Consider the following 13,238-nt stretch of genomic DNA (forward strand, 5'->3'; position numbering starts at 1 on the left):
AAAATGGTTTTCGATATTCAGTTTGAAAAACAATAAAAGGTGCAGCCATGCCCGCTATTCGAATTGGCATCAACCCGATTTCCTGGAGCAACGATGACTTGCCGTCCCTGGGCGGCGAGACGCCGTTGAGCACTGCGCTGAGCGAAGGCAAGGCCATCGGCTACGAAGGCTTCGAACTCAACGGCAAGTTCCCCAAGGACGCCAAGGGCGTTGGCGATGTGCTGCGGCCTTATGACCTGGCGCTGGTCTCCGGCTGGTATTCCAGTCGCCTGGCCCGGCGCTCGGCGGCCGAGGAAATCGACGCCATCGCCAGCCACGTGGAACTGTTGGCGCAGAACGGCGCGACGGTGCTGGTGTATGGCGAAGTTGCCGATTCGATCCAGGGCCAGCGGATCTCGCTGGTCGAACGGCCGCGCTTTCACACCGATGAAGCCTGGCAGGCCTACGCCGACAAACTCACCGAACTGGCGCGCTTCACCTTGTCCCAAGGTGTGCGCCTGGCCTATCACCACCACATGGGCGCTTACGTCGAATCGCCCGCGGACATCGACAAGCTGATGGCCCTGACCGGCAGTGAAGTGGGTCTGCTGTTCGACTCGGGTCACTGCTACATGGGCGGTGGCGAACCGTTGCAGGTGTTGCGCAAACACATCGAGCGCGTTTGCCACGTGCACTTCAAGGACGTGCGCAAACCGGTGGTGCAACTGGCGCGCAACAACCTCTGGAGTTTCCCCGACTGCATCATCAACGGCACCTTCACCGTGCCGGGGGACGGTGATATCGACTTCGCCGCGTTGCTCGATGTGTTGCTGGCCGCTGATTACCAAGGCTGGCTGGTGGTGGAAGCCGAGCAGGACCCCGCCGTAGCGCCGAGTTATGTCTACGCCAAGAAGGGCTACGACACCCTGCGCGCCTTGCTGCAAGAAAGGAGTCCGTCATGAGCCTGTTGATCAAAAGTCAGTCCAGCGGCCGGACCATGGTCCAATTGCCAGCGGGTGAGTTGGAATACGTCGGGTTCGCCGCCTATCGCCTGAGCCTCGGCGAAACCCTGCCGGTCGCTGCCGGCGACAAGGAATTGTGCCTGGTGCTGCTCAGTGGTCGCATTGGCCTCAAGGGCGAAGCGCCGGGGCAGGGCGCCTTCGATTGGGACAACCTCGGTGATCGCCAGTCGGTGTTCGAGGACAAGTCGCCTTACGCAGCTTACTTGCCGCCCGGCAGCCAGGCCCAGGTCACCGCCCTGAGCGATGTACAGATAGCTGTGTGTGCCGCGCCGGGTTCTGCGCAAAACGGTTACGGCCCACGGCTGATCCGCCCGGACAGCATGAAGCGCAGCGTGCGCGGCAAGGGCGCCAACACCCGCTATGTCTGCGACATCCTGCCGGACAGCGAACCGGCCCATTCGCTGCTGGTGGTGGAGGTGCGCACGCCGTCGGGGCATTCGTCGAGCTATCCGCCGCACAAGCACGACACCGACGACCTGCCACACCAGAGCTTTCTCGAAGAAACCTATTACCACCAGGTCAATCCGTCCCAGGGCTTCGTGTTCCAGCGCGTCTACACCGACGATCGCAGCATCGACCAGGCCATGGCCGTGGAGAACAGCGACCTGGTGGTGGTTCCCAAAGGCTACCACCCGGTCAGCGTGCCCTATGGGTACGAGTCGTATTACCTGAACGTCATGGCCGGCCCGAAGCGGGTCTGGCAGTTCCATAACGACCCGCAGCACAGTTGGCTGCTCGACCTCTGAATTCCACCCTTTGCACGGAGAACAAGAACAATGAGTGACGCCCCGGTAGTAGGCCATTACATCAACGGCCACGTGCAACACAGCGACGGCGCGCGGTTCAGCCAGGTCTTCAACCCGGCCACCGGCGCGGTGCAGGCCCGGGTGGACCTGGCCGAGCCGGGCACCGTCGATGCGGCAGTGGCCTCGGCGCTGGCGGCATTTCCAGCCTGGTCCGAGCAATCGTCCCTGCGCCGTTCGCGGGTGATGTTCAAGTTCAAGGAACTGCTCGATCGGCATCACGACGAACTGGCGCAGATCATCAGTCGCGAGCACGGCAAGGTGCTGTCCGATGCCCACGGCGAAGTCACCCGGGGCATCGAGATCGTCGAGTACGCCTGTGGTGCGCCGAACCTGCTCAAGACCGATTTCAGCGACAACATCGGTGGCGGCATCGACAACTGGAACCTGCGCCAGCCCCTGGGCGTGTGCGCGGGTATCACGCCGTTCAATTTCCCGGTGATGGTGCCGCTGTGGATGATTCCCCTGGCGCTGGTCACTGGCAACTGCTTCATCCTCAAGCCTTCGGAGCGCGATCCGTCCGCCAGTTTGCTGATGGCCCGCCTTCTGACGGAAGCCGGCTTGCCTGACGGGGTGTTCAATGTGGTCCAGGGCGACAAAGTGGCAGTGGATGCGCTGTTGCAGCACCCGGACATCGAAGCGATTTCCTTTGTCGGCTCCACACCGATTGCCGAATACATCCACCAGCAGGGCACGGCGAACGGCAAGCGCGTGCAGGCCCTGGGTGGCGCCAAGAATCACATGATCGTCATGCCCGACGCCGACCTCGACCAGGCGGCTGATGCATTGATCGGTGCGGCCTACGGCTCGGCCGGCGAACGCTGCATGGCGATTTCCATTGCCGTGGCGGTGGGGGATGTGGGCGATGAACTGATCGCCAGACTGCTGCCACGCATCGATCAGTTGAAGATCGGCAACGGCCAGCAGCCCGGCACCGACATGGGGCCGCTGGTCACTGCCGAGCACAAGGCCAAGGTGGAAGGTTTCATCGACGCCGGCGTGGCCGAGGGCGCTCGCCTGATCGTCGATGGTCGTGGTTTCAAGGTGCCCGGGGCCGAGCAGGGGTTCTTTGTCGGGGCGACGCTGTTCGACCAGGTCACCACCGAAATGAGCATCTACCAGCAAGAGATTTTCGGCCCGGTGCTGGGGATCGTTCGCGTGCCGGATTTCGCCACGGCGGTGGCGCTGATCAACGCCCATGAATTCGGCAACGGCGTGTCCTGCTTCACCCGTGACGGCGGCATCGCCCGGGCGTTCGCCCGCAGCATCAAGGTCGGCATGGTTGGCATTAACGTACCGATTCCGGTGCCCATGGCCTGGCATTCCTTTGGCGGCTGGAAGCGTTCGCTGTTCGGCGACCACCATGCCTATGGCGAGGAAGGCCTGCGCTTCTACAGCCGCTACAAAAGCGTGATGCAACGCTGGCCCGACAGCATCGCCAAGGGTCCTGAATTCAGCATGCCAACTGCCCAATAACTCATTTTTTGAATGACTGCCGGAGGGAGAACAACAATGAACAAGCCCCTGCGTTTTGCCCTGAATCGAATGGTTGCCCCACGCCTGTCACTGCCCGCTTTCATCGACTTGGCCCTGGCGTTGAAAACCGACGCCATCGAGATCCGCAACGACCTCAAGGGGGTCGAGATCGAAGATGGCATGCCGCCGGCTCGCGTACGTGAGTTGTGCGAGGAGCGCGGCATCAAGGTGCTGTCGATCAACGCTCTGTACCCCTTCGATGTGTGGAGCGAAGAACGTCGCGCCCAGGCCGTGCGGTTGGCCGATTACGCCCGTGAATGCGGCGCCGAGGGGCTGGTGATGTGCCCACTCAACGACCGCGCCGACCCACGCAGCGAAGCTGAACGCGCGGCGGGGCTGCGCACGGCTCTTAGTGAACTGGCGCCGATCCTGCGCGCCTTCGGTATCTACGGTTTCATCGAACCCCTGGGTTTCGAGGAGTGCTCGCTGCGGCGCAAGCGCACGGCGGTGGAAGCGATCAAGAGCATCGGTGGGCTCGATGTGTTTCGCCTGGTGCATGACACCTTCCACCATCATCTGGCGGGCGAGCAGGAATTCTTCCCCGAACTGACCGGGCTGGTGCACATCTCCGGGGTCGAGGATGCCCAGGCGCCGTTGGCGACGATCCGTGATGGTCATCGGGTGCTGGTGGGCGAGGCCGACATCCTCGGCAATGCCGCGCAGATCGAGGCGTTGCGGGCCGGTGGTTACGAGGGCTACCTGTCCTTTGAGCCGTTTGCCGAGAGCGTCCATGAACTGGCCGACATCCGCCAGGCGTTGGGGGCGAGCATGAATCACCTGCAGAACCAACAGGCCTGACACAGTCATCAGAATGATGAAGTCCCCCTGTGGGAGCGAGCCTACTCGCGATAGCGGTAGCACATTCAACACATAGGCGCCTGACACACCGCTATCGCGAGCAGGCTCGCTCCCACAAGGGCTAAGTCAGCTGCAAATTTTGCATTCCAGACAAGGTGCAAGCATGACCACAACACGACTGACCATGGCCCAGGCCCTGGTGAAATTCCTCGATAACCAGTACATCGAGGTCGATGGCGTCCAGAGCAAGTTCGTCGCCGGGGTCTTTACCATTTTCGGCCACGGCAACGTGCTGGGCCTGGGCCAGGCGCTGGAGCAGGACAGCGGCGACCTAGTGGTCCATCAGGGCCGCAACGAACAGGGCATGGCCCATGCCGCCATCGGCTTTGCCAAGCAACATCTGCGGCGCAAGATCTACGCCTGCAGCTCGTCGGTCGGCCCGGGGGCGGCGAACATGCTGACCGCCGCCGCCACGGCGACGGCCAATCGCATTCCGTTGCTGCTGTTGCCCGGTGATGTCTACGCCAGCCGTCAACCGGACCCGGTGCTGCAACAGATCGAGCAGTTCCACGACCTGAGCATCAGCACCAACGATGCCTTCAAGGCCGTGAGCAAATACTGGGACCGCATCAACCGCCCCGAGCAATTGATGACCGCCGCGATCCATGCGATGCGCGTGTTGACCGACCCGGCCGAAACCGGTGCGGTGACCCTGGCGCTGCCCCAGGACGTACAGGCCGAAGCCTACGATTACCCGGACTATTTCCTGCAAAAGCGTGTCCATCGCATCGACCGTCGCCCGGCCACCGAGGCGATGCTCGGCGATGCCCTGGCGCTGCTCAAGGGCAAGCGCCAGCCGTTGATTATCTGCGGTGGCGGCGTGCGGTATTCCGGAGCGAATGCCGCGTTGCAGGCCTTCGCCGAACGCTTCGATATTCCTTTCGCCGAGACCCAGGCCGGCAAGAGCGCGGTGGTGTCCAGCCATCCGCTGAACGTCGGTGGCGTCGGTGAAACCGGTTGCCTGGCGGCGAATCTGTTGGCCAAGAAGGCCGACCTGATCATCGGTATCGGCACTCGCTACAGCGATTTCACCACGGCGTCGAAATGGCTGTTCCAGCATCCGGACGTGCAATTTCTCAATCTCAACATCAGTCCGTGCGATGCCCTGAAACTCGACGGCGTGCAACTGCTGGCCGACGCGCGTTCGGGCCTGGAGGCACTCTCGGCGGCGATGGGCGACTATCGCGCCGAATGGGGCGGGCAGGTCGCCGATGCCAAGGCCCAGCTGGACGCCGAAGTGGATCGGATCTATCAGGCCGACTTCCAGACCGAGGATTTCGTCCCGGAAATCAACGACCACATGGACCCGGCGGTGTTTCGGGAATTCATCGAGCTCACCGGTTCCTGCCTGACCCAGAGCCGCGTGTTGGGTACGCTCAATGAAACCCTGGCGGATGACGCCATCATCGTCGCCGCCGCTGGCAGCTTGCCCGGCGACTTGCAGCGCAGTTGGCGCAGCAAGGGCGTGAACACCTATCACCTTGAGTACGGTTATTCGTGCATGGGTTACGAGGTGAATGCGGCGCTCGGGGTGAAACTCGCCGAGCCCGACAAGGAGGTCTACGCGTTGGTGGGCGATGGCTCCTACATGATGCTGCACTCGGAGTTGGCGACCTCGATCCAGGAGCGCCGCAAGATCAATGTGGTGCTGCTGGACAACATGACCTTCGGTTGCATCAACAACCTGCAAATGGAACACGGCATGGACAGCTTCGGTACCGAGTTCCGCTTCCGTAACCCGGACACTGGCAAGCTCGACGGTGGGTTCGTGCCCGTGGACTTCGCCATGAGTGCCGCGGCCTATGGCTGCAAGACCTACAAGGTCAAGACCCTCGACGAGTTGCACGCGGCCCTGGCCGATGCGCGGTTGCAGACCGTCTCGACGCTGATCGACATCAAGGTCCTGCCCAAGACCATGATCCACAAATACCTGTCGTGGTGGCGGGTCGGCGTGGCGCAAGTCTCTACCAGTGCCCGCACCGATGCGGTGGCCAAAACCCTCAATGAGCGACTGGCCCAGGCCCGTCAGTACTAATTGCCCCAACCCTACGAAAGGAGTTTTTCCATGTCTTTGAAGCTGGGCGTCATCGGCACCGGGGCCATCGGCCAGGACCATATCCGTCGTTGCAGCCAGACCTTGCTCAACAGCCAGGTGGTGGCGGTCACCGACATCAACCTGCAACAAGCGGCCAAGGTCGTTGCCGATCTCAAGTTGACCGCCGAGGTCTACCCCGACGGTCATGCGTTGATCAAGGCGCCGGATGTGGAGGCGATCCTCGTCACCTCCTGGGGCCCGAGCCACGAAGAATTCGTGCTGGCGGCGATTGCGGCGGGCAAACCGGTGTTCTGTGAAAAGCCCCTGGCCGTCACGGCCGAAGGCTGCCGCAAGATCGTCGAGGCCGAAGTTGCCCACGGCAAGCGCCTGGTGCAGGTCGGTTTCATGCGCCCGTACGATGAAGGTTATCGGGCGCTCAAGGCGGTGATCGACAGCGGCCAGATCGGTGAACCACTGATGCTGCACTGCGCCCACCGCAACCCGAGTGTCGGCGAAAACTACAAGACCGACATGGCCATCACCGACACCTTGATCCATGAACTGGATGTGCTGCGTTGGTTGCTGGCCGATGACTATGTTTCGGTGCAGGTGGTGTTTCCGCGCAAGACCAGCAAGGCCCACGCCCATTTGAAAGACCCGCAGATCGTCCTGCTGGAAACCGCCCGAGGCACGCGCATCGACGTGGAAGTGTTCGTCAACTGCCAGTATGGCTACGACATCCAGTGCGAAGTGGTGGGGGAGACCGGCATCGCCAAGCTCCCGGAACCGTCCCAGGTGCAACTGCGCAGTGGCGCCAAGCTGTCCAACGCGATTCTGATGGACTGGAAGGACCGCTTCATCGCGGCCTACGACGTCGAATTGCAGGCCTTCATCGATGGCGTGCGCGCCGGGCAGGTGGGAGGGCCGTCGGCCTGGGATGGCTTCGCTGCGGCGGTGGCGGCGGATGCTTGCATTGAAGCGCAGCAGAGCGGGCAGATCGTCAGGGTCGAACTGCCTGAGCGGCCGCGTTTCTACGGCTAAATACATCCCAGATGTCGACCGCGTACTCTCGCAGGTATGCGATCCAACTGTGGGAGCGAGCCTGCTCGCGATAGCGTTGGGTCAGTCGACATTAATGCTGGAGGACCCACCGCCATCGCGAGCAGGCTCGCTCCCACAGGGGTTGCATTCATTCAGTGATCAATAAGGAGCTTTCATGCGAATCGGACTAGTCGGCTACGGCAAGGGTGGGCGCTTTTTTCATGCGCCGCTGATCAGCAGTCTGCCCGGGGCTACGTTCGTCGGTGTAGTGACCCGGTCCGCCGAGCGCCGCCAGCAACTGGCCAGCGATCACCCGGATGCCCAGGCCTTCGACACCCTTGAACAACTGGTGGCGGCCGGCGTCGATGCGGTGGTGGTGTCCACGCCTTTGGACGGTCGTCCGGCCATTGTGATGCAAGCCATCGAACTCGGTGTGGCGGTGGTCAGCGACAAGCCATTTGCCCCTGACGCCGCCCAGGCCGAGGCGATGGTGCTGGCCGCCGAACGACGCAACGTGCCCTTGAGCGTGTACCAGAACCGTCGCTGGGATTCGGATTTCCTCACCCTGCGCAAGCTGCTGGCCTCCGGTGCCCTGGGGCAGGTCATTCGTTTTGAATCCAGCGTCGAACGCTATTCGCCGACCTCGGTGGGCAAGGGCAGTGGCGGCGGATTCCTGCGCGACCTGGGCAGCCATCTGGTGGACCAGGCGTTGCAACTGTTCGGGCCGGTGACGCGGGTTTACGCCGAGTTGGACTACCGACAACCAGGCCAGGTGTTCGACAACGGCTTCTTTATCTCCTTGACCCATGCCAGCGGTGTGATTTCCCACTTGAGTGGCAATTGCGTGCAAAACGCCCCGCGTCCGCGCTTTCGGGTCAATGGCACCCAGGGCTGCTATACCGTCGAAGGCCTGGATGGCCAAGAAGCCCAGGCGCTGGCGGGATTGAGCCCGGCGACCGAGGGCGAACGCTGGGGCGCTGAAGAGCATCGGCGTTGGGGCTGGTTCGAACACGGCACCGAGCGCGAGCGGGTGACCTCGGAGCGCGGCTGTTGGCTGGCGTTCTATCAACGCCTGCAAACCGCGTTGCAGGGCGCTGGCCCGCTGCCGGTGGAGGCCCGTGATGCACTGGCGACCACGCGCGTGCTGGACGCGGCCAGGCAGAGTGCCGAGCAGGGCGAAGTGGTGTGTTTGTCCACGCCTATCGGTCATGGAACAAAAAACGAATAAAATTCTAAAATGAGTTGATATGGAAAATATTTTCCAATAAAGTCGATTCCAGGTTACCGACAATCCTGTCCACCTCCTGCCAGGCCCAGCCTTGAATGGATGAAGGACGAAACAAAAACAAGAAACACAGCTAGGTACCGTCGATGAAAACCTTCAGCCGCTCTGCGTTTCACCTGCCACATCTGCTGCGCCTGTCCGCAGTCCTTCCCCTGTTCGAATCCCTGTGTATCCAGCGCAAGGGCGCCGTGGTGTGTTGCATGCCCGGCGCGCCCATCGTGCCCTTGCCCCGTTCCTGATCCGCTACGCCTTATCCATAAGACCAACAAAAAAGTGGAGAAAGACCGTTCATGAAGACCAAGACCCGTATCGCCTCGCTGGCCCTGTCGTTGATGCTCACCAGCGGCGCAGCCCTGGCGGACCTGAAGATCGGCGTCAGCATGTCCCAGTTCGATGACACCTGGCTGACCTACCTGCGCGAATCCATGGACAAGAAAGCCAAGTCCTTCCCGGATGGCGTCACCTTGCAGTTCGAAGACGCGCGCAGTGATGTGGTCAAGCAACTGAGCCAGGTGGAAAGCTTCATCAGCCAGAAGGTCGATGCGCTCATCGTCAACCCGGTGGACACCGCCGCGACCCAGCGCATCACCAAGGCCGCCGTGGCTGCCGGCATCCCCCTGGTCTACGTCAACCGCCGCCCGGACGATCCGAAGTTGCCGGAAGGGGTGGTCACCGTGGCCTCCGATGACCTCGAAGCCGGGCGCATGCAGATGCAATACCTGGCCGACAAGATGGGCGGCAAGGGCGACATCGTGATTTTGCTGGGCGACCTGGCCAACAACTCCACCACCAACCGCACCAAGGGGGTCAAGGAAGTACTGGCCAAGTACCCGAACATCAAGATCGAACAGGAGCAGACCGGCACCTGGTCTCGCGACAAGGGTATGACTCTGGTCAACGACTGGCTGACCCAAGGCCGCGACTTCCAGGCCGTGGTGTCCAACAACGACGAGATGGCCATCGGTGCCGCCATGGCCCTCAAGCAAGCGGGCACCAAGAAGGGCAGCGTATTGATTGCCGGGGTCGACGGCACGCCGGACGGCTTGAATGCCATCAAGAAAGGCGAAATGGCGGTCTCGGTGTTCCAGGACGCCAAGGGCCAGGCCGATGGTTCGATCGACACGGCGGTGAAAATGGTCAAGAAGCAGCCGGTCGAGCAGGCCGTCTGGGTGCCGTACCGCCTGATCACGCCGGAAAACGTCGATCAGTTCAAGTGACGTTCAACCCGGTCCCATCACAACAATAAGCAGGCAAGGTTGCCACGCCGACCTTGCCGAGGGAGTACCTGATCATGTTCGCTTCAGCGACTGCTTCGAGCGCCCCGGCGATGACTTTCCAGCCGGACGTATTACTTGATGAGCCGTACCTGCTGGAAGTCGTCAATGTCAGCAAGGGCTTTCCCGGCGTGGTGGCCCTGTCCGATGTTCAATTGCGGGTACGCCCCGGTTCCGTGCTGGCCCTGATGGGCGAAAACGGTGCGGGCAAATCCACCTTGATGAAGATCGTCGCCGGCATCTACCAGCCGGACGCCGGCGAACTGCGCCTGCGCGGCAAGCCGGTGAAATTCGACACACCCCTGGCAGCCTTGCAGGCCGGGATCGCGATGATCCATCAGGAACTGAACCTGATGCCCCACATGAGCATCGCCGAAAACATCTGGATCGGTCGCGAGCAGCTCAACGGCCTGCACATGGTCGATCACGGTGAAATGCATCGCTGCACCGCCCGGCTGCTGGAGCGCCTGCGCATCAACCTCGACCCCGAGGAGCAGGTGGGCAACCTGAGCATTGCCGAGCGGCAGATGGTGGAGATTGCCAAGGCCGTGTCCTACGACTCCGACATCCTGATCATGGACGAACCAACCTCGGCCATCACCGAGACGGAAGTCGCCCACCTGTTCTCGATCATCGGTGACCTCAAGGCCCAGGGTAAGGGCATCATTTACATCACCCACAAAATGAACGAAGTGTTCGCCATCGCCGATGAAGTGGCGGTGTTTCGCGATGGTGCCTACATCGGCCTGCAACGGGCCGACAGCATGGACGGCGACAGCCTGATTTCGATGATGGTCGGGCGCGAATTGAGCCAGTTGTTCCCGGTTCGGGAAAAACCCATCGGCGAGCTGGTGCTGTCGGTGCGCGACCTGAGCCTGGACGGCATCTTCAAAGGCGTGTCCTTCGACCTGCATGCCGGGGAGATCCTCGGTATCGCCGGGTTGATGGGGTCGGGGCGGACCAACGTGGCCGAGGCGATTTTCGGCGTAACCCCGAGCACCGGCGGCGAAATCCTGCTGGACGGCCAACCGGTGCGCATCAGCGACCCGCACATGGCCATCGAGAAGGGCTTCGCGCTGTTGACCGAGGACCGCAAGCTCAGCGGCCTGTTCCCGTGCCTGTCGGTACTGGAAAACATGGAGATGGCCGTGCTGCCCCATTACGTCGGCAACGGCTTCATCCAGCAGAAAGCCTTGCGCGCCTTGTGTGAGGACATGTGCAAGAAGCTGCGGGTCAAGACCCCGTCGCTGGAACAGTGCATCGACACCTTGTCCGGCGGTAACCAGCAGAAGGCGCTGCTGGCCCGCTGGCTAATGACCAATCCGCGCATCCTGATCCTCGACGAACCGACCCGCGGCATCGATGTTGGCGCCAAGGCCGAGATCTACCGGCTGATTGCCTACCTCGCCAGCGAGGGCATGGCGGTGATCATGATTTCCTCGGAACTGCCGGAAGTATTGGGCATGAGCGACCGGGTCATGGTGATGCACGAAGGCGACCTGATGGGCACCCTCGACCGCAGCGAAGCGACCCAGGAACGAGTGATGCAACTGGCATCGGGCTTGTCCTGATGCCCGTCAGTCCAGATAAAAAAGGTGAATGGTTATGAACGCGATACTGGAAAACAAACCCGCTGCGGCACCGCCCAGGACGCGCCGGCGGCTGCCGACGGAACTGAGTATCTTCCTGGTGCTGATCGGCATCGGCCTGGTCTTCGAGATGTTCGGCTGGATCATGCGCGACCAGAGTTTCCTGATGAACTCCCAGCGCCTGGTGCTGATGATCCTGCAAGTGTCGATCATCGGCCTGCTGGCCATCGGTGTGACCCAGGTGATCATCACCACCGGTATCGACCTGTCGTCCGGCTCGGTGCTGGCGCTGTCGGCCATGATTGCCGCCAGCCTGGCCCAGACCTCGGACTTCTCCCGGGCGGTGTTTCCCTCGTTGACGGACTTGCCGGTGTGGATACCGGTGGTGGCGGGGCTCGGCGTCGGGCTGCTGGCTGGGGCGATCAACGGCAGCATCATCGCCATTACCGGTATCCCGCCGTTCATTGCCACCCTTGGCATGATGGTCTCGGCCCGGGGCCTGGCGCGCTACTACACCGAAGGCCAGCCGGTGAGCATGTTGTCCGATTCCTATACCGCCATCGGCCATGGGGCGATGCCGGTGATCATCTTCCTGGTGGTGGCGGTGATCTTCCACATCGCCCTGCGCTACACCAAGTATGGCAAGTACACCTACGCCATCGGCGGCAACATGCAGGCGGCGCGGACCTCGGGCATCAACGTCAAGCGCCACCTGGTGATCGTCTACAGCATTGCCGGGTTGTTGGCGGGGTTGGCCGGCGTGGTGGCCTCGGCGCGGGCTGCGACCGGCCAGGCGGGCATGGGCATGTCCTATGAGCTGGACGCGATTGCCGCGGCGGTGATCGGCGGCACCAGCCTGGCGGGCGGGGTGGGGCGCATCACCGGGACCGTGATTGGGGCGCTGATCCTCGGGGTGATGGCCAGCGGCTTTACCTTTGTCGGTGTCGATGCCTACATCCAGGACATCATCAAGGGGTTGATCATCGTGGTGGCGGTGGTCATCGACCAGTACCGCAACAAGCGCAAACTCAAGCGCTGATTCCTCGAAGGTTGCGACAAAGCGCCACGCCTGACCCGCGTGGCGTTGCCATTTGTCTTCTTAATACAGCTATTGCACCGAATTTCTTGTTATAAACGCACTCCGATGACTGCCAAAAGCCTGTCAGAGAACATTTGAAGGGGTTGTCGGACATTTTCCCTATGTTTTCAGTTGCTGAGGCCTCGACTCGGCCTTAGACTGCCGCCCCTCGTAAATTGAGTGCCGGGTGGCGCTTGGAATAGACGGCGCCTTCCCGATGAGCGTGGCAGCTGCGCTGCGGGACGCTCCATAATTCGCCTTAATGCACGTTTTTTTATAGAGAAATCAATGACAAAGGAAAAGTTGCTGGCCATGCCGGCGGATGACTACATGAATGCCGAGCAGCTGGCTTTCTTCACCAAGCTGTTGCAGAACATGAAGGTCGAAACCCACGAGCGCATCGAACAGAACCGAATCGCCATTGAGAGCCTGGACACCCCGGCCGACCCGGCGGACGCTGCTTCCGTAGAAGAAGAGCGTACCTGGCTGGTCAACGCCATCGATCGCGACCAGCGCATGCTGCCTCAACTGGAGCAGGCCCTGGACCGCATCAACGACGACAGCTTCGGCTGGTGCGACGACAGCGGCGAGCCGATCGGCCTCAAGCGCCTGCTGATCAGCCCGACCACCAAGTACTGCATCGAAGCCCAGGAACGTCACGAACAGATCGACAAGCACCAGCGTCAGGCCTGATTCGCGTTTTGCGCAAAAAGATCGCGACCTTTTGACGAAGGCCGC

Annotated in this window: 12 protein-coding genes; all 12 read left to right on the forward strand. The window is 61.8% G+C overall.

All coding sequences use genetic code 11. The annotated features are described in order from the left end of the window. The first annotated feature begins 47 nt into the window (after positions 1 to 47). Positions 48 to 941 (forward strand): myo-inosose-2 dehydratase, encoded by an 894-nt coding sequence (gene iolE / locus DTP52_RS26295; protein ID WP_109755971.1) that lies wholly within the window; start codon positions 48 to 50, stop codon positions 939 to 941. Next, on the forward strand, positions 938 to 1,747 hold the full coding sequence (gene iolB / locus DTP52_RS26300) for a 5-deoxy-glucuronate isomerase (RefSeq protein WP_109755972.1): 810 nt from the start codon (positions 938 to 940) through the stop codon (positions 1,745 to 1,747). The genes iolE and iolB overlap by 4 nt, the downstream gene beginning before the upstream one ends. Before the next feature lie 30 nt (positions 1,748 to 1,777). Next, the gene (locus tag DTP52_RS26305) at positions 1,778 to 3,280 is read left to right on the forward strand and encodes a CoA-acylating methylmalonate-semialdehyde dehydrogenase (protein WP_109755973.1); all 1,503 of its coding nucleotides are present in this window, start codon (positions 1,778 to 1,780) and stop codon (positions 3,278 to 3,280) included. 36 nt (positions 3,281 to 3,316) lie between these two features. After that, a complete protein-coding gene (locus DTP52_RS26310) occupies positions 3,317 to 4,138 on the forward strand; it encodes a TIM barrel protein (RefSeq protein WP_109755974.1) in 822 nt (273 codons plus the stop codon). A 163-nt stretch (positions 4,139 to 4,301) separates the two neighbouring features. After that, on the forward strand, positions 4,302 to 6,233 hold the full coding sequence (gene iolD, locus DTP52_RS26315; RefSeq protein ID WP_109755975.1) for a 3D-(3,5/4)-trihydroxycyclohexane-1,2-dione acylhydrolase (decyclizing): 1,932 nt from the start codon (positions 4,302 to 4,304) through the stop codon (positions 6,231 to 6,233). A gap of 30 nt (positions 6,234 to 6,263) precedes the next feature. Beyond that, positions 6,264 to 7,274, forward strand: a complete 1,011-nt coding sequence (locus DTP52_RS26320) for a Gfo/Idh/MocA family protein (protein ID WP_109755976.1) — start codon at positions 6,264 to 6,266, stop codon at positions 7,272 to 7,274. A 175-nt stretch (positions 7,275 to 7,449) separates the two neighbouring features. Then, positions 7,450 to 8,502 (forward strand): Gfo/Idh/MocA family oxidoreductase, encoded by a 1,053-nt coding sequence (locus DTP52_RS26325; RefSeq protein ID WP_109755977.1) that lies wholly within the window; start codon positions 7,450 to 7,452, stop codon positions 8,500 to 8,502. Positions 8,503 to 8,645: 143 nt separating this feature from the next. Further along, entirely contained in the window at positions 8,646 to 8,798 is a 153-nt protein-coding gene (locus DTP52_RS31245; protein WP_162893821.1) for a hypothetical protein, read from the forward strand. Positions 8,799 to 8,849: 51 nt separating this feature from the next. Beyond that, positions 8,850 to 9,776, forward strand: coding sequence for a sugar ABC transporter substrate-binding protein (locus DTP52_RS26330; protein ID WP_109755978.1), 927 nt, complete (start codon positions 8,850 to 8,852; stop codon positions 9,774 to 9,776). Positions 9,777 to 9,850: 74 nt separating this feature from the next. Next, the gene (locus DTP52_RS26335; protein WP_109755979.1) at positions 9,851 to 11,404 is read left to right on the forward strand and encodes a sugar ABC transporter ATP-binding protein; all 1,554 of its coding nucleotides are present in this window, start codon (positions 9,851 to 9,853) and stop codon (positions 11,402 to 11,404) included. A 34-nt stretch (positions 11,405 to 11,438) separates the two neighbouring features. Continuing rightward, positions 11,439 to 12,461 (forward strand): ABC transporter permease, encoded by a 1,023-nt coding sequence (locus DTP52_RS26340; RefSeq protein ID WP_109755980.1) that lies wholly within the window; start codon positions 11,439 to 11,441, stop codon positions 12,459 to 12,461. 327 nt (positions 12,462 to 12,788) lie between these two features. After that, positions 12,789 to 13,193 carry a TraR/DksA C4-type zinc finger protein gene (locus DTP52_RS26345; protein ID WP_003202859.1) on the forward strand — a complete coding sequence of 135 codons (405 nt, stop codon included), beginning with the start codon at positions 12,789 to 12,791 and terminating at the stop codon, positions 13,191 to 13,193. Positions 13,194 to 13,238 lie beyond the last annotated feature (45 nt).

It is taken from the genome of Pseudomonas sp. 43mfcvi1.1 (genome assembly GCF_900115935.1).
Lineage (GTDB): Bacteria > Pseudomonadota > Gammaproteobacteria > Pseudomonadales > Pseudomonadaceae > Aquipseudomonas > Aquipseudomonas bijieensis.